Origin of the sequence: Sphingobium lactosutens (assembly GCF_013393185.1) — a bacterium.
Taxonomy (GTDB): domain Bacteria; phylum Pseudomonadota; class Alphaproteobacteria; order Sphingomonadales; family Sphingomonadaceae; genus Sphingobium; species Sphingobium lactosutens_A.
The window spans coordinates 23,780-39,458 of the sequence record NZ_QJQX01000085.1 but is presented as its reverse complement, the minus strand read 5'-3'; the positions used below and the strand labels follow the sequence as shown (position 1 = coordinate 39,458).

At 58.2% G+C, this 15,679-nt stretch carries 22 protein-coding genes and 1 pseudogene; 7 read left to right on the top strand and 16 right to left on the bottom strand.

The window, feature by feature from the left end; genetic code table 11:
* Position 1: 1 nt before the first annotated feature.
* Both traL and DM806_RS26220 read right to left on the bottom strand, forming a co-directional pair.
* Entirely contained in the window at positions 2–292 is a 291-nt protein-coding gene (gene traL, locus DM806_RS26225) for a type IV conjugative transfer system protein TraL (protein ID WP_179046087.1), read from the bottom strand.
* 57 nt (positions 293–349) lie between these two features.
* Positions 350–670 (bottom strand): hypothetical protein, encoded by a 321-nt coding sequence (locus DM806_RS26220; protein WP_179046086.1) that lies wholly within the window; start codon positions 668–670, stop codon positions 350–352.
* Positions 671–1,017: 347 nt separating this feature from the next.
* On the opposite strand from DM806_RS26220, the gene DM806_RS26215 reads away from it, so the two are divergent.
* Both DM806_RS26215 and DM806_RS26210 read left to right on the top strand, forming a co-directional pair.
* A complete protein-coding gene (locus tag DM806_RS26215) occupies positions 1,018–1,413 on the top strand; it encodes a hypothetical protein (protein WP_179046085.1) in 396 nt (131 codons plus the stop codon).
* 121 nt (positions 1,414–1,534) lie between these two features.
* Complete coding sequence (locus DM806_RS26210; RefSeq protein ID WP_179046084.1) at positions 1,535–2,032, top strand: hypothetical protein; 498 nt, start codon at positions 1,535–1,537, stop codon at positions 2,030–2,032.
* Positions 2,033–2,041: 9 nt separating this feature from the next.
* On the opposite strand, the gene DM806_RS27660 is transcribed toward DM806_RS26210, so the two are convergent.
* From DM806_RS27660 to DM806_RS26195, 3 genes are all read right to left on the bottom strand, one after another.
* Positions 2,042–2,947, bottom strand: coding sequence for a lytic transglycosylase domain-containing protein (locus DM806_RS27660; RefSeq protein WP_218647674.1), 906 nt, complete (start codon positions 2,945–2,947; stop codon positions 2,042–2,044).
* A 162-nt stretch (positions 2,948–3,109) separates the two neighbouring features.
* Entirely contained in the window at positions 3,110–3,568 is a 459-nt protein-coding gene (trxC, locus tag DM806_RS26200; RefSeq protein ID WP_179046083.1) for a thioredoxin TrxC, read from the bottom strand.
* Between the two features lie 52 nt (positions 3,569–3,620).
* Positions 3,621–3,959, bottom strand: coding sequence for a hypothetical protein (locus DM806_RS26195; RefSeq protein ID WP_179046082.1), 339 nt, complete (start codon positions 3,957–3,959; stop codon positions 3,621–3,623).
* A gap of 117 nt (positions 3,960–4,076) precedes the next feature.
* On the opposite strand from DM806_RS26195, the gene DM806_RS26190 reads away from it, so the two are divergent.
* Together DM806_RS26190 and DM806_RS26185 are read left to right on the top strand one after the other, a co-directional pair.
* Positions 4,077–4,307 carry a type II toxin-antitoxin system Phd/YefM family antitoxin gene (locus DM806_RS26190; RefSeq protein WP_179046081.1) on the top strand — a complete coding sequence of 77 codons (231 nt, stop codon included), beginning with the start codon at positions 4,077–4,079 and terminating at the stop codon, positions 4,305–4,307.
* On the top strand, positions 4,304–4,771 hold the full coding sequence (locus tag DM806_RS26185) for a PIN domain-containing protein (protein ID WP_179046080.1): 468 nt from the start codon (positions 4,304–4,306) through the stop codon (positions 4,769–4,771). Before DM806_RS26190 ends, DM806_RS26185 begins: the two co-directional genes overlap by 4 nt.
* A gap of 243 nt (positions 4,772–5,014) precedes the next feature.
* On the opposite strand, the gene DM806_RS26180 is transcribed toward DM806_RS26185, so the two are convergent.
* From DM806_RS26180 to DM806_RS26170, 3 genes are all read right to left on the bottom strand, one after another.
* Positions 5,015–5,998 (bottom strand): GSU2403 family nucleotidyltransferase fold protein, encoded by a 984-nt coding sequence (locus tag DM806_RS26180; RefSeq protein WP_179046079.1) that lies wholly within the window; start codon positions 5,996–5,998, stop codon positions 5,015–5,017.
* Between the two features lie 84 nt (positions 5,999–6,082).
* Positions 6,083–6,292 (bottom strand): DUF4186 family protein, encoded by a 210-nt coding sequence (locus DM806_RS26175; RefSeq protein WP_179046078.1) that lies wholly within the window; start codon positions 6,290–6,292, stop codon positions 6,083–6,085.
* Positions 6,293–6,673: 381 nt separating this feature from the next.
* Positions 6,674–6,979 carry an HU family DNA-binding protein gene (locus tag DM806_RS26170; protein WP_179046204.1) on the bottom strand — a complete coding sequence of 102 codons (306 nt, stop codon included), beginning with the start codon at positions 6,977–6,979 and terminating at the stop codon, positions 6,674–6,676.
* A gap of 145 nt (positions 6,980–7,124) precedes the next feature.
* Here DM806_RS26170 and DM806_RS26165 point away from each other — a divergent pair, with 145 nt between their 5' ends.
* Complete coding sequence (locus DM806_RS26165) at positions 7,125–7,661, top strand: hypothetical protein (protein ID WP_179046077.1); 537 nt, start codon at positions 7,125–7,127, stop codon at positions 7,659–7,661.
* 26 nt (positions 7,662–7,687) lie between these two features.
* Here DM806_RS26165 and DM806_RS26160 read toward each other — a convergent pair whose 3' ends face one another.
* The 8 genes from DM806_RS26160 to DM806_RS26125 form a co-directional block, all read right to left on the bottom strand.
* Positions 7,688–8,110, bottom strand: coding sequence for an HIRAN domain-containing protein (locus DM806_RS26160; protein WP_179046076.1), 423 nt, complete (start codon positions 8,108–8,110; stop codon positions 7,688–7,690).
* Positions 8,111–8,243: 133 nt separating this feature from the next.
* Positions 8,244–9,068: a MucR family transcriptional regulator gene (locus DM806_RS26155; protein ID WP_179046075.1), complete on the bottom strand. Its 825-nt coding sequence runs from the start codon at positions 9,066–9,068 to the stop codon at positions 8,244–8,246.
* A gap of 537 nt (positions 9,069–9,605) precedes the next feature.
* Positions 9,606–9,923 (bottom strand): 2Fe-2S iron-sulfur cluster-binding protein, encoded by a 318-nt coding sequence (locus tag DM806_RS26150; RefSeq protein ID WP_179046074.1) that lies wholly within the window; start codon positions 9,921–9,923, stop codon positions 9,606–9,608.
* Positions 9,924–9,956: 33 nt separating this feature from the next.
* Positions 9,957–10,193, bottom strand: coding sequence for a hypothetical protein (locus DM806_RS26145; RefSeq protein ID WP_179046073.1), 237 nt, complete (start codon positions 10,191–10,193; stop codon positions 9,957–9,959).
* A gap of 101 nt (positions 10,194–10,294) precedes the next feature.
* Positions 10,295–10,861 carry an Lrp/AsnC family transcriptional regulator gene (locus DM806_RS26140; protein WP_179046072.1) on the bottom strand — a complete coding sequence of 189 codons (567 nt, stop codon included), beginning with the start codon at positions 10,859–10,861 and terminating at the stop codon, positions 10,295–10,297.
* Positions 10,858–11,340 (bottom strand): Lrp/AsnC family transcriptional regulator, encoded by a 483-nt coding sequence (locus DM806_RS26135; protein ID WP_179046071.1) that lies wholly within the window; start codon positions 11,338–11,340, stop codon positions 10,858–10,860. The genes DM806_RS26140 and DM806_RS26135 overlap by 4 nt, the downstream gene beginning before the upstream one ends.
* A gap of 468 nt (positions 11,341–11,808) precedes the next feature.
* Complete coding sequence (locus DM806_RS26130; protein WP_179046070.1) at positions 11,809–13,146, bottom strand: anti-phage deoxyguanosine triphosphatase; 1,338 nt, start codon at positions 13,144–13,146, stop codon at positions 11,809–11,811.
* Positions 13,147–13,289: 143 nt separating this feature from the next.
* Positions 13,290–13,694, bottom strand: a complete 405-nt coding sequence (locus tag DM806_RS26125; protein WP_179046203.1) for a DUF411 domain-containing protein — start codon at positions 13,692–13,694, stop codon at positions 13,290–13,292.
* Between the two features lie 256 nt (positions 13,695–13,950).
* Between DM806_RS26125 and DM806_RS26120 the strand changes: the two are divergent.
* A pseudogene (locus DM806_RS26120) lies at positions 13,951–14,275 on the top strand (integrase); the annotation flags it as partial.
* Between the two features lie 201 nt (positions 14,276–14,476).
* Positions 14,477–15,676, top strand: coding sequence for an ATP-binding protein (locus DM806_RS26115; RefSeq protein WP_179046069.1), 1,200 nt, complete (start codon positions 14,477–14,479; stop codon positions 15,674–15,676).
* Positions 15,677–15,679: the final 3 nt, after the last annotated feature.

The following is a 15,679-nucleotide window of genomic DNA, read 5'->3' as shown; positions in this document are numbered from 1 at the left end:
ATCACCCTGCCATCAGGCGGAGGTAGGAAGGTGGTGTGGCTCTAAGGCCGGTAAGCCCGGCCGGAAGATGCCAATAGGCCCAGTGCAAAAGCCATGAGGCGGTGCGGCCTGCCTTAGCCTTTCGTAATCCCCACCAGCCAGCGCCGCCAGACGCTATGCCAATGATGATGTGCTGAGACAGGATCCCCCAGATGAAGGGAGCCACCATCGCTAGGAACTCATCTACTGTCCACAATCCGATCAGTTCAGGATCGTCTAGATGAGAAGGTATGACATATTTGTCCTGGGCCATAACACCACCCCCGATGGCAGTGCCGGTGCTGCTATTCCCGGCCCTGCCAAAAATGCGTCAGATCGTCGCGGTCACCGTCGAGGTGACGATCGGAATGCCGGTACCGGCACCCACTCCCACCCCCACGGGGATGGCGACCTGCGCAAGGCTGAAGCGGCCGCTGGCCAACCCAACGATGCCGCCGGCCAGAGACAGGACGGTGATGATCTTGCCGCCCGAGCCCTCGAGAAAGCCGGTGAACTGAGTAAGGGCGGTGTCGAAGGTGGTGTCAGCGCCTGCAAGGGCAGGAGCGGCTATAGCCGCAACGCCCACGACCGCCGAAGCGGCCGCCAGCGCTGCGACTTCGCCCCTTCGAGCAAATTTCTTTACAGATCGCATCAGCAATTCCCTTATTGAAGGATGGCACGTCACTTGTGCCGCAAGGGACATTGGGTTGCTCAAATTTCACTCGCCAAGCGAAAGCCGCTCCGACAGCTGTGCTGGGGCGAAAAAAAGTTCGTTCAGGCGTGCTTAAGTTGTCAGACGTCCTTGTAGACAGGACTACTGTCCCGGAGTGGAAGACGACTGTCCCTGCGACCGGGGCGGCTTGTCCCGGCATTCGGGACCGCATATCAGGACGGAGCGGAGGCAATGTCATGTCGAGCCGAATCGGCCGGCAGAAACACGCCTGCAGGGTCGTAAAGTCGTGATTCGATAATATTATTCGTGGGATGTAGGGGTTGAGAATGGCATCGGGGAAAGTTGCGTTGAAACTCGAAATCTCTGTCCCGCTCTATGGACTTGCGATGGCAAGCTTCAAGATCTTCTCGCCTGACACGAATAGGGAGGATGCGGTCACCTCCATTATCGCCGACCGCCTGCAAAATCAGGGGCGGCCGATCACTGCGACTGCGGCCAGCGATCTTCGGGATTATCTCGTCGTCACAAGTGGCGACGCAACGTTGCCGGTCCGGCTTGATCTGCATTGGGCGGGTCGTGAACTGTTTGAGCAACGCAAGGCGATGATCGCCCAGCATCTCCGTCAGGAGATCAGTGACGCCCAAGCCGTCACGGTGTTGCTGATCGACTATGTCATCGAGCACGCCGCAGTGTCTTTGGTTGACGCGATAGAAACCAAATAACAACCACGGATCAACTTTGTATTGACCTATAATCAATAACTTAACCCATAAATGAGGTCTTGCCACGCGTGTCCTGATATGCTTTTGCAACCTGCGATCAGTTCGCAACAGGGGCATATCGATGGACATGAGTGTTAGGGGTGAGGGGCAAAGCCCTGCGGTTCTTGCCGAGATGAACCGCTATATTCCAGTGATCCACGGCATGCTCGACGATCGAAAGATGACCCTTCGCGATCTTGCGGTTCGCTCCCAAATCTCAAAAAGCCGGCTCGGCATCATCCTGCATCGGCAGCCGACTAAGCGCGTCATCATGCAGCTGCCCGAATTTATCGCCATACTGCACGCCTTGGGCTTTGAATTGGTTCATGCTTGGGCGGGCGCAAAGAAGCTGGAAAGCTCGGACATTGTTCAGGATAAGAGCTTCAACGCTCTGTACGAGTTTCTCGTGGAATTCAATGTGACCTTCCCGGAGATGATGCTGAACACACCAGAGATGGAGGGGGTAGAGTTTCGAAAGGAATGGTCGCGGCCATTGGCGGCGCTGCTGATTCAACGGGTTCTCCACGAGCTGGAACGGCGCCGCCGCGCACGCGACGAATTCACTCTCGAGGATCATTGAAGCGCTTTTTTAGAAGACTGACAGCGCGGCGCTACGGCCGAATTTCGCTTCCTTAGTACGCAGATATCTTACAGGCTGCACTGCAACCGGGGCACTCAGCTTCAGCCAGAATTCAAGGATATTGGCGACATAGCCGCGCGTCTCGGGAAATGGCGGCACCCGGCCATTCCGGACCTTCCCTGGACCTGCATTATAGGCGGCTAGAGCGAGATCATAACGGCCGAACTGGTCGAGGTGACTGCGCAAATATCTGGCGCCGCCGCGGAGATTATCGACCAGGTCGAAGCGATTGACGCCGAGCATTGCGGCGGTACCCGGCATGAGTTGCGCGAGGCCGAAGGCGCGCTTGGGGGAAAGCGCGAGCGGATTGTAGCGGCTCTCCTGGATGATCATGGCGTCGAAGAGGCCGATTGGAAGGCCATGTTCGCAGGCGATCCTGCTCATGAGCGCAAAATAGCTCTGGCGTCTGCCTTCTGCGTCGGGAGTGAGAAAGCCGGTCGGCCTGTAGCCCAGCGGGTTACAGCCGGGGGTGTAGCTTGGCAAAATGGCTGAGGGGAGGGGAGAAGCACCGCGCATCCAGGCGGGGATGGCGATACCCTCCGTCATGGAGACGGCGTCGTCAGCCGGCGCAGGCGGCACTTGAGGTTCAGCAAGGCTGCTCGCCATCTGGAACTCTACCCAACGGCGGCTGAGGTCATGAACGCGGAATGCCGTAGCACTGGACGCGATTTTGGTCCCGGCGTTGGCCGCGTGCGCGCTTTCGGCCTGTGCAGCCGAGCTCGGCTGCACAGCGGCGTGGGCCGCGCTGCCCGTCAGATCAATCAGCTGCACTGCGCGCGCCGAATTGTCTCGCGCGAGCGTGGGCGTGCTTGCGATCGCCGCGACCGCGGCGCTCACGGCCATTATCCGTTGCATGATGTGTCTCCCTGCGTTCAGCTAGAAGCCGAGAACAGGAGAAGGAGCTTGTCAACTGCACGCTGGTTCGCGGGGGAGGGGGGCCGTCCGCGCTATAACCGGACCGATCTGCGCTGCTGATTGATAATGCATTGGCGGGCTTATGCCCGCCAAATCTAAGCCTCAGCGCGGCATGCCTCCCATAGATTGGGACCTGGCCCAGGTGACTATCGCCTGTTGCGGCATGGCGCCTGACTGCCTGGCAACTTCCCTCCCTATTGAAAACAGGATCATCGTGGGTATCGAGCGGATCCCATAGCGTCCCGCAATTGCCTGCTCTGCTTCGGTGTCGAGCTTACCCAAGCGCATGAAGGGCTCAAGCTGGCGCACCGCCGCTGCGAAGGCAGGTGCCATCTGACGGCAAGGTCCACACCAAGAGGCCCAGAAATCGACAAGCAGGGGTATGCCGCTGCGACTTGCATGCGCATCAAAATTGGCGGCGGTGAGCGTTATCGGCTCGCCTGCGAAGAGTGGCCGCTTGCACCGCCCGCACGTACCGCCCGCCTGCAGCAGCTGAGCCGGAACGCGGTTCGCGGTGCTGCATTGCGGGCAAATGATGATCAGGCTCTTGTCGTCGCTCATGAAGACAGGCTTTTACTCCCAATGGTGCAGGCGCAGCCGCCTGCGCAGACCATCAATTCCCATTCACGATTTCAGATCGCTGCGCGGGGGGCAGCGCGTCGGCATTGACGTCAGACCTGTCGATTGCTTCTTCCTTGGCCTCGCCGGCTTCTCTCGTGGCGTCGGCCTTGGCCTCCATCATGTCTTCAGCGGTGCCGCTCATATTGTCAGCCATCGCGTCCATCTTGTCCGCTTTGTTTTCCATCGCTTCCTGTGCCTGTTCGCCCAGCTTGTCGTCTCCTTTTCCGCCGCAGGCTGACAGCGCCAAGCTGATCGCGAACGCAGTGATGAAAGTGGATGTGCGGTTCATAATCTCTCTCCCAAAGCTGCTGATGTAACGGATGACGATCATGTTGGGTCCCGTTCGATTTCAACCTAAGGGCAATAGCCCAAGCCCCCTGTGTGTAGGCGGCGCATGCGCTGCCCGCCCCACCTTGGCAGATTTAGTGTTATACACTAGATTGGTGGCATGGAACGAGCAATCAGCGCTAGTGACGCCAATCAGCGTTTCTCGGAACTCTTACGCGAAGTTGCAGAGGGCGAGAGCTTTACTGTCATGTCGCGCGGCCGCGCCGTGGCAAGGGTGCTGCCCGTCGACCGTGCCCGCGAGCAACGATCGATACAGCATCTTCTGAAATTTGTGGCTGCCTTGCCCGTGCGGCATGCAGGAAACTGGTCGCGTGACGATCTTTACGAATGACGCGCGTTGCCCTCGACACCAATATCTTGGCCTATCTCGCAGGGGTCAGTCGTGACGCTCGCGACGACGCGAAAATCGACCAGATTAGAAATCTCATCGCGCGGCTTCGTAGTGTGGTGAGCCTTATTGCTCCAGCGCAGACGCTTGGCGAACTGTTCGTCGTGCTGCGCCGGGGTGGCGCGAGTGCGAACGAGGCGCGGGCGGTGCTGATCGAGTTTGCTCAAGCTTTTGGCAGTTCGGTTTCAGAACCCAAGACCATAGTTGCTGCCGCGGATCTAGTGGTGGACCATAAGCTGCAGTTCTGGGATGCATTGATCCTCACTGCGGCAGCCGACGCAGGTTGCACGTTGCTGCTGTCCAAAGACATGCAAGACGGATTCGTGACGCGAGGGCTGACGGTCGTCAATCCGCTACGTGACAGTCTGAACACTAAACTTGCTACGCTGCTTGAGGCCTCGCACTAAGCAGACTCATTCGCCCCACAGCGCGAGCCTCATCGTCCCGCGGGAGCGTGGGCGTGCAATCGATCGTCGCGATCACCGCGCCCAACGTCACTATCCATGCATGATGCTTCTCCCTGTGTGTCGGAAGGTCGGCTAGCCTGAAGAATTGACACTTGCACCGTCCGCACGTGCTGCCCGCTCGCAGATTTTGGCAGGCCGAATTCAGTTGTAGTCGGGCTCTCCATCATCGTGCCCATGCGGATTTCACCGTTGCTTTTGATCATCCCATTGAATGAAGTGAGGTTTCAAATCGTCGGGCAATTCTTCATAGAAGGCGGCGTCCAGCGCGTAGTGCGGCATTGTCTGCCAAACGGCGTTGAGTAGCGCGATGCCTTGCTGGCGATCCTTGGGCCTTTTCTGCGGACTGCGCTCCGGTTTTTGTGCCATCCACAACTTTTGGAGAGCGAACCATCGAGGATCAGGCGCCACGATGCGCGCCGCCTCGCCATCGCGTACGCCGACCACCCGATCCACGGGCCGACCATTTAGCAGCCATTCCTGCTCGGGAAGTGGCACAGGTCGAGGCTTGTCGCGCGCAATTTGCCCGCCGATCCGACTTGGAGCGGACAGTATTTCAATTTCATAAGCGCTGGCGTTGCGAGCTTGGAAGGGCCGTTCGGCATTGACCGCATAGGTCATATCGACCTCCTTCAATATCTTCCACAATGTAGGCCGATCTTCATCAGCATCCGTTGCGGTAAGTGCGAGATCAAAGTCGATGGTTGCGTCCGGCGCATCGCGTATGAACCCGTTCGCTTCAAGTGCATAGGCAGTCAGCGCATTGGTGCCTACCACCATCGCCTGGGCGCCGAGAAAGCGCATGCGATCTGCCTGGCGCAAGATTTTGCCCGCTTCCGTCGGGAGCATGGGGAGGCGCAGGGCGCGATAGAGGCTGCCTTGCTCCTTGAGGGTGGCCTTGCTCCGTGTCAGTCGCGTTTTCAATTCGGCCTTGGCGGCCTTGTACTCATCGAATTCGGCTTGTTTTTCCGCATCCACTGGGCCTCTGCTTTTCATGCTTCCCAGTCGGTCGGTCACTTCGTAGAGATATTCCCGGCCGGACACCTCTTTGATACGCATATTGTAGGGCATATCATTGAGGGTGCGAAGGGTCTCCATCCAGACCTGGTAGGCCTGCTCAAGATTGACGATGACCCTTGCTTGCTCGTCGGAAAATGATTGAACGGCCATAGTTTACCCCGCGGATTGGCTTTCTCCCATTTTGCTGGGTAATTCACCTAATTTCAAGGTTTACCCTGCAAATTGAGTTTCTTCTCATTTGCGGGGTAAAGAACGCGTAGCCTTTAGTTCGACGTTTACCGGCTCCTCTGTCGCAAGGCGCTTGGAAATAAACTCGGCGGCATGGGTCAAAATTACAGGCAGTCCGCGAGCTTCCAGATATGTGAGCTCAGCAGTACCGAGGCGGAATTTCGAACGGAAACGGGAACGAGCTAGGCTGGCAAAAACCAAGTTCAGATTGCGCATGTTGCAGCTCAACAGTCTGGATTGTAGAACAAGTCCATGTGTCGCCGCGCGGAATTGAAGGACTGCTGCGGCGACTGATCGGTCATGCGATAAATAGGGATCTCACGCCGAACAGAACAGAAAAAAAGGGCCGATCGAGAACGACCAGCCCACTAAGTCTTAGGAGAGGATGCCTGAAAGGCAGCCCCCCTTTCGCATCGCACCTTCCGGCCGACAACTGCGAAGGGCGGCAGAGCGATTGCAGAAAGTGCAATTGGCGGCGTGGCGCAAGATGCTGGCGCCCGGCCAACAGAATGCCAGAAGTGTCACTTTACCTGCTTAGAAAAAGTGACATTCGCATAAAAGGATGGAGCGCCGCCGCGTCCGGCGGCGCTCACCGTCTCAGCCGTTCAGCTGGTCCTTGACTGCCTTGGCAGGCGTGAATGTCAGCTTCTTTGACGCCGCGATCTGGATCGTCTGACCATTTGCCGGATTGCGGCCTTCACGAGCAGGGCTATCCTTTACCTTGAACTTGCCAAAACCATTCAAGCTTACTTCGTTGCCATTGGCAGCCGCGCTGGCGATGGCATTGAACACCGCGTCAACATAGGTGCGGGCGTCGGCTTTGCTCAGGCCATGCTCGGTTGCGATGGCTTCAGCGAGGGCGCTATTGTTCATGAAGGTCTCCGGTAAAAATGGAGCGGCCATATCTATCGGCTTTTTCGCTTCGAGCAACGAGATTTGCGGGGCAGGACCTTCCGGCGCGTCCCGGTAAAGTGACACGTGTGTTTTTTGTCGTTTGCTACTGGTGCAGGGGGATTCACATGCGGGCAGCTTGTGCTAGATTCCTGATATGTTCCAGCAGGCCGATCTTTTCGCACCCTATGAAGCAGCGTCCACCTTGGGTTCGCTGCCCGATCTCATCGAACGTATTTCGCAGGTGTCCAAGCGACCCCGTTACGCGTTCATGGTGCTGAACCTCATCTACAAGGCCGTAGGGCAGGGCGATAGCGTTGGACCTTATGTACGTTATGGCGGCGCGCTGCTGCCGGTACGGGATTGGCTCTGCGAGGCGCTGATTCCGCTCGCGCAGCGAGACGGCCGGCGGCGCACGCTGATTGAAGCGGTGCGCGCCGACCTGGTCGCCAAAGGCCAGCTGCCGGAGGATCCCGCTGCAGCGGAGATTCTCCTCGCTGAGGAGGTGAAAGCGCGGATATTGCGATCAGGACGGACAAGCATCAGCCGCGCCGCATCAGACCTTGTGCGGGCGGGTTTACTGCGGCGTCACTATAAGGGGTACCGTATCGATCATGCGAACCGCGGCGCGCAGCGGGAGGCTGTCTATACGATTACCCCGGAGGCGAGGAGAGCTCTTGGGCGTGTGCATTGAGCCGGCGCCATCGCACCGGCGCTGCTTCAATCATCCGGTGGAATATAATCCGGCCAAAAGCCGGAATCCGGATCGGCTTTGTTCTCATGCAACTCATCGTGGGTCGTGACTGGCTCAGGTGGCGGCGGCGGTAAGGTAGGGGAGCCGCCATCAAGATGCACTCGAATGATCGCGCCGTCCTTGGTGGCAGCCTGGAAAATGGCGCGGACGTCCTGACCTTGACTGATCTTGGAACCAATCCAGCCGCACCGTTCAGCCGATAAATACCCGATCTGCAATCCGCGGAACGAGAACACCGCAACGGCGGAGCTGTCCGCCTTGTTGTTGGGTTCCAGCACAAGCGAAATTGGATCGCCAGGATTGAGCATCCGGATCTCGAACTGCCGGTTCGTGCCGTCGGCATTGGGGTGCAGTGCTCCCACGACGGCAAGACTGAGTTCTTGTGGCATCGGGCGCGCTTAAGCGAAACGCCGCTGCGCTGTCCAGAGCGGAAGGAGAGCAATGCGACTAACGAAGCGCCCGTCTGTCAGCTGCCCAAAATGGAGGCAGCCCCACCCGAGGGCAGGGCTGCACATCCTTTAATCAGTTGGTTGCGGGTTCGGGGGCCTTTGCATCGATATTCGCAGCAGCAGCCTTTGTATTGGCTTTTGACGACTTTGGCTTGGCGGGTGCCTTGCCGTTCGGCGCAGGCTTTGCCTTGGCAGCACTCGCCTTGGGTTGGGTCGCCTTGCCAGCATCGCTCTGCGGAGCGTTCGTCACAGTTTCAGCGTTCTCGGCCTTCGCGACGGCCGGAGTGGAGGATTTTTCTTCCTTGGCCGATGCAATCGAAAGGCGCTTGCGCGGGGCAGCCTTGGCGGCTGCAGGCGCCTTTACCTCGGCCTTCTCGGCCGATGCGGGGGGCGCCTTCGGTTTTGCGGCCTTGGCAGCTGCTTTGCTGGGTGCGCTCTTGCTCTCCGCTGCCGGTGCTTCAACAGCCCGGGCATTGGTGGCTACAGAGGTAGCGGCGGGTTTCCGGCCAAGACCCAGTCTCTGCGCTACAGCGCGACGCGCGTCAGAATAGCTCGTAGCCACCAAAGGGTAGGACTTGGGAAGCTTATAGCGCTCGCGATATTGTTCTGGGGTCAGCCCATGTGTGGCAAGATGCCGCTTCAGCGTCTTGTAAGGCTTCCCGTCAATGAGACTGATGATGTGCTCTGGTGACGACAGGCTCTTGCGGACAGAGACTGCTGGCACAAATTCCTGTGCCGGTGTTTCGCTCACAGCAGGCGTGGGCTCTTCGGTCAACGCGGCCCGCGTCGTCTTGATCAGCTCGGCAAGACTTTCGCTGGAAACCGTGTTCTTCGATACGAAGGCGCTTAGCAGTTGAACGGTGAGTGCGGTGATGTCGGACTTGTTTTCGTCTGCCATGAGGAGGGACCTGTAATCAGTGAAGGCCCCTCCCTTTAAACATATTTGTAGAGATGTAAATGTTGCGTTGTTGATGTGACTCTCTGTTCGCCGCCGGAATTCGACAGTTTCCATTCCTCAAACGACATGAAGCAGCAGTTTGCCAGAACATCTCCAGCCCGATCAATCGAGCAGCCCTCGTGGCAAAAGGCATGTTCGGGCTCGGGGAACTTCGGTTGCCACATCAAAATGTCGTGATGCTCGCAGCTTGGCTAATTGTGACATTAGAGCATTGTCTGCTGAGGCTCTCTCACTTTTGCCCTATACCATATCGTCTAGGACGCACGCATCATTGGCCCGGGAAAATCCCAAACTACCGGTCGGAAACGTCGCCTTTGGATCAATGCCGACTTGAACGAAGCCCACCGTCAATTTCAATCTATGCGTTCCAACAGAGCTTGGGTGGGCACCCCTGGCGCAATCGACCTTTCATTCCTGTTTATTGCTCGGACCTGATCCCACATGACAATGCTCATTGTCATGCCTCACCACTGAACTTCAATCCTCCGGTGCGATAGTCACCCGCAGACCATCGAGGGCCTGGCTAAACGGCAGCTGGCAGGAAAGGCGAGACGTTGCTGTTCTGTGATCCGAACTATCCAGAAGATCGCCCTCGTCATCGGTCATAGGCGGCAGCTTTTCGAACCAGTCTTCATCAACATGAACATGGCAGGTTGCACAAGAACAACAGCCTCCGCAGAGCGCCAGCACCTCATCGATACCCGCGTCTCGGATGGCTTCCATGACGGAAACCTCCCGCGACTCCACAATATTGATCTCTGCACCCTTGCGGGTTGTGACAATGAGTTGAGGCATTTGGCGTTATCCACCGATGGTCATCAAGTCTGATCAGCCCGCGGCCGCTTCAGAAGCAGCGCCCAGCGCCCGATCGATATTGTCGAAAAGAATATGCAGATCATCGTGTCCCGCATTTTCAGCATGGATGCGAACCGCGGAGGCGAGTTTATGAAGCTGGTGTTTCGTTCCATCATCAAGCTGGCCCACAGCGTCCAGCCGCTTGATGAGGACGCCAACCATCATCAGGGCCAGCATGGCGATATGATCGGTCTGACTTTCCACTTGCATACCGCGCTCCTCTTGTGAGTCGAGCACTTATCATCTGCCTAGCTAGATGAGTTTACAAGCGCCGCGGCTCCGCTTTCCTACGGACTGGCCTGACCATGTCGTTAGACAGACATTCTACGCTTTTGAGCAGAACGCTTCGCCTTGCCACCTGGAAGCGACGCAGCTTCCGGAGCAGGGCCTTCGGCCTGCTCTTCTCTCTGCATGATCTTGGCGACGCTTGCCTCATATTTAAGGTTGTGGACGGAGATTGCCGTTTCCACGCGCTGCACGCCAGGTAATGGCCGGATCTTTGCCTTTACCACCCGGTCAAGCTGCTCGATGTTGGTGAACAGACCCATGGCCAAGAGGTTGAAGCGGCCCAGTAGCAACACGACGCAATTGATCTCGGGAATTCGCTTCAACTGCTCCGCTATCGCACGCACACGGGATGGATCAGCGTCGATACCCATCATGCAAAGGTTCGGGGAGCCTGCCATTCGGAAATCGGTGACGACCGTGAATTGGATCAAGCCATCTTTCTGAAGCCGTTTGATCCGCTGCCGGACGGTGCCTTCGGTAACACCCAACTCTTTGGCGATTGAGCGGTTCGAAACGCGCGCATCGTGCGACAATATGTCCACAATTCGGCGGTCAATTGCATCAAGCTTGTGGTGGCTCATATCTGTCATAGGGGCACCACGTTGAAGTGATATTTGAGGATATCGACTGCTACCCCGGAATCGATCTGGGAAACGCCTTTGACGCCGGCAATATGATCATAGAGGAATTCCCGGACCTCAGCGAAATCGTGCAGGGCGACCAGCAGCTCCAGATCATGACTACCGTTCATCATGTTTACGCTCAGAACCTCAGGGAATTTTGCCAGGTCGCTGCCAACCTTGTGAATGTCGCGCCCTTGCACCCGCACCCCGACAGCGATGATGACATTATAGCCCCAAGCCGCGAAATCAGAGACGGCGACCACGCGCATCGCGCGGGATTCTTCCATCCTCTGCAAGCGCGCCGATACTGTCGCGGCGGATACCGATAATTGTTCAGCTATGTCCTGGTTTGTCGCCCTGCCGTTTGTTCGCAAAACGGAGATGATCTCGTTGTCGAGTTTTGACAGGGAAGGTCCGGATGAGGGACGGCCATTTCTTAAGCGCATGTCGTGAAATCTCCCACGGCGCGGCCTCATAGCGTTGAGAAATGATGGCTGCTAGAGCAACGCCAAGCTCTTCGGCAGGAGAGTGAGAGCGGCGAGTCTTAGATTGCAGGAAATTGCATTTTAGAATTACGAATTTCAGTATCCGGTCCCTGATCTCTGTTCTTCTTGCGTAGAAGCTCCCCGTACTAACTTGCTTATAATTTTTTTCCGAGGTGAAGTGAGCTGCATGCGGGCAACGGAGTTGGGGTAAGGTCCTGGCTCGCGGGTCGGTCCCCTAGTCCGTCCGAGAGATGTGGCAGAATCGCTGGCAATCGGTTATTATTCTCGGCAGGCGCAAGCCTAGGAAGCCCCGCCGTATTCCCCGCTGCGGGGCTTCTTCTGCGGTGGCGGACGCCACTCACCAGCGAAAAGAGCAAGGACCGGTAGAATGCCCTCCTCAACCGGTACACGTCTGTTGGTCCGTTCGGCTTAGAGGCGATCGAACACAGAACCCATTCGCGGAGAAAACAGCCGTTCATATGTTTTGAGGAGATGCGTATCGGTCATCGCTGCGACATAGTCGCAGATGATCCGCAGATCGCCGCTCGCCTGTTCAAACTGCAGAAGTTCGTCGCGTGGTAAGAGGCGGACCGGATCTGCCTGCATCGCCTCAAAGACAGCAATCACCATAGCTTGGCCCTTGAACTCGAGATGCTGAACGGCGGGACTAGTGATGACCTCACGGACGACAAAATCCTGGAGCGCATCGAGAAATTGACGCTGTCCATCTCGTACGCGCACGCGATAGCGCAGGAGCGGCTCTGAAAATGTCTCGTTCTCGACATATTCGACGGCGGTTAGAAAATGATGGACCAGGCGGCCAATGAAGCGCTTCCGGGATGCAGCGCCACCGAAGAGCCCGTTGAGCATAAGCGAGAAAACATCGTTCGCGCTTTCCCCCGGATATTTCTCCTTGAGGGCATCGAGGAAGGTTGGGCAACGATCCTGTACCGCGCTGGCGAAGCCGTCCCGCGTGACCAAGCCAAGGGCGATTGCGTCTTCCAGGTCATGAACTCCGTAAGCGATGTCATCTGCCGCATCCATGATGGAACAATCCAAGGACTTGTGAAGCGATCGGCCATGCTTGCCTGGCTGAGAAATGTACGATTGGAAGGCTTCTCGATCAGAAGCGGAGAGAAGCGCTAAGACCCAATCTACGATGTCCTGCTCACTGTCATGATAGCTTTTGGGCGGCTTGCAAGCTTGGCCGTCGAGGATCTTGATGGTGGTCGGGGCAACGAGAAGGGCGGGGATGAGGTCGGAATTGTTCACCCAGCTGAATGCAACTGGATATTTGAGAACGCCAAGCATCGTCCTGCGGGTAAGGTTTGCCCCAGCTTTCTCGGAGAAATTTTCCAGTCGGCCGAGGATACGCAGGGTCTGGCCATTGCCCTCGAAACCCCCAGCGCCGCGCATGCAGTAATGCAGCGCAATTTCGCCGCCGTGCCCGAAGGGTGGATGACCAAAATCATGGGTACAGCCGATCGAGTGGATGGTGCCGCGATCAGGGAGCAGCGCCGAGGCGGGATGATCGGGAAAGCTTTTTGCGAGTTGGCGCGCGATACCGCCTGCGATCTGCGCGACTTCGAGCGAATGTGTGAGGCGGGTCCGATAGAAGTCGCTGTCGCCCAGGTTCAGGATCTGCGTTTTGCCCTGCAGGCGCCGAAATGCGGCCGAGTGGATGACCCTCGAATAATCGACGTCGCCATCGTCACGGGCATCTTCAGTTTGCGGGTTCCAGCCCTCGCGGCGCGCTGACCAGCTCATGGCTTATGGTAGCTCCATCTGTGCTTGTGTTGGTGTAATCGCGTTAGGCGAGCTAGTAGCTGCTCCAGCCCCTGCTGGGCCAACTTCTGGAGGAAAAGAATTGGGAAGCCACAGCCCGTTGCGGCGTGAATAGGATTTCCAAGCTAATGCCGAGCGTAAATCCGCGTCCCACCCGTGCCAAATGCAGTCACAATATAAGATTGTTTTGGCTGGCCTGGCACGTCCATGCCGGGTGAACCGAGCGGCATTCCCGCAACGGCCAAACCGCGGACACCCTTGGGTCGCTGGGCAAGAACACGGCGCATGTCAGCAATCGGAACGTGACCCTCAAACACCATCCCGTCGATGAGGGCGGTGTGGCAGGAGCCAAGTGTGGCAGGGACGCCGCGGGCGCGTTGGAGAGCGGCTCTTGCTTGGTCATCGATTATGGTGACGCGCCGGCCGAGTTGGGCTTGCACCTGCTTTGCCCATTTCTCGCAGCAGCCGCAGCCAGGATGCCGGTGCACGATGATGGGCGTGGCGGCGCTGGTAGCCGCGGAAAGCAGCATCAATGCGGCCGCAATCAGTTGACGTTTCACGCTTTTTGACCCTCCTTGCAAATCACGCTAGGCATAGCGGTACTGGAAGCCTTAATCCACCGATCCTTGGGCGCAGGCTGCCGATCCGCCCTCCAGCAAATCCGACGACTACCGCCCCTTCTTTGACGCATCTTTCTTGCAGGCACTCGGCCAGCAGGATTCGCCCGTCGATCCAATGAACGCAGAGGGCAAATGGGCCTGGCAGAGAAACGAGCGCACGCCGACGCAGCCAGCCCGAACCGAATATTATGTTGGGGCAGGGGCGCTGCACCCTGATTGATCGGGCTGCTTTGGCGCGCGATCATCTGTCGCGCGTTCGACCGGGGAATGCTGCCCGACCTCAGCGCTGATGACCTCGCGTGGCTGCTCGACGGGATCAGCGCGCATACGACGCGGGTGGGGCTGAACCAGGATCTGTTCGTCAGCGGCGAGGAGCTGGCGGGGATTATGGACGCGCTGCGCTGGAAAAGCCCCCGTAGGCCACTGGCCTTAATCGCAACCTGGCGGCCGAGCAGGGGGCTGCCGGAAGACTGATGGCGAAGCTTGAATAGGCGCCGCTCGATCCGGCTCCTTGATGATCGTCTGCGGCACGCAAAGGGGTTTATTGATCACCATGCCGCTTCTGGGTAACAGCAAAGGCGTCTACGGAGGAGCGGTTTCCCCTTTCCGATCGGATCGGTACACGCAGAGTCCGCAATAGCTGAGTTATATAGTTCTAGCCAAAACGGCTATAACCCCCTAAAAGCGCTAGAATGGATCCCCGTCGCAACCCCTTTGCCCCTGGTGCAGGTAGCAGTCCGCCCGAACTAGCCGGGCGCGAAGAGGTGCTTGAAACCGTGGCTATCGCGCTCGACCGCATCCGCAATGGACGGCATGCGCAAAGCATGATCCTGCTTGGCCTGCGGGGCGTGGGCAAGACCGTGCTCCTCAACACCATGCGCCGGGCGGCGGAAGGCGAGGGCATCTTGTGCGTGCCGATCGAGGCACCCGAAGGGCAGTCGCTGCCGGCGATGCTGGTTCCGGCCCTGCGGACCGCCATGCTGAAACTCGACCGCGGGCAGGCCGCGATGACATTGGCCAAGCGCGGGTTGGGCGCCCTGGCCCGTTTCGTCAAGGCGTTCAAGCTCAGCTATGGCGAGCTGGAGGCGTCGCTGGATCTGGGGGAAATCGGCGTGGCCGATAATGGCGACCTTGACTCCGATCTTATCGATCTGATCGACATCGCCGGCGCTGCAGCCGCAGAGCGGAAAACAGCCCTCGTGCTGTTCATCGACGAATTGCAATATGTCCCTGAACGCGAATTGGCGGCGCTGATCACAGCGCTGCACCGCGCGCGCCAGAATGACAGGCCGATTACGCTGGTGGCCGCCGGCCTGCCGCAGCTCGCCGGCCAAATGGGCAAGGCCAAATCCTATGCCGAACGGTTATTCCTCTTCACCAGTATCGGCCCGCTCGGAAGCGATGCGGCAACCGCTGCGCTCGTCCATCCGATCGAGGCGGAGGACTGCACGATCGAGCCCGACGCTGTCGCGCAGATCATCACAGTCACTCAAGGCTATCCCTATTTCCTGCAGGAGTGGGGCAAACAATGCTGGGATGCGGCTGCCGCGTCCCCGATTACCGTAGCCGACGTCGATCTCGCTCACCCCACCGCGATTGCCGCGCTCGACGACAGTTTTTTTCGCGTTCGCTTTGACCGGCTCACCCCGACGGAAAAGCGGTATCTGCGCGCTATGGCGGATCTGGGGGAGGGGCCCTTCGCATCTGCCGCCATCGCGGATCATATGGGCCGCAAACCTTCCAGCCTGGGCCCCGTCAGGGCATCGCTCATCGCAAAGGGCATGATCTACACGCCAGGCTATGGTGAGACGGCCTTTACCGTGCCGATGTTCGGCGCATTCATGCGCAGGGCGATGCCGGGGGGCGATGCTATAACCGGACAGGGGGGCTGACGC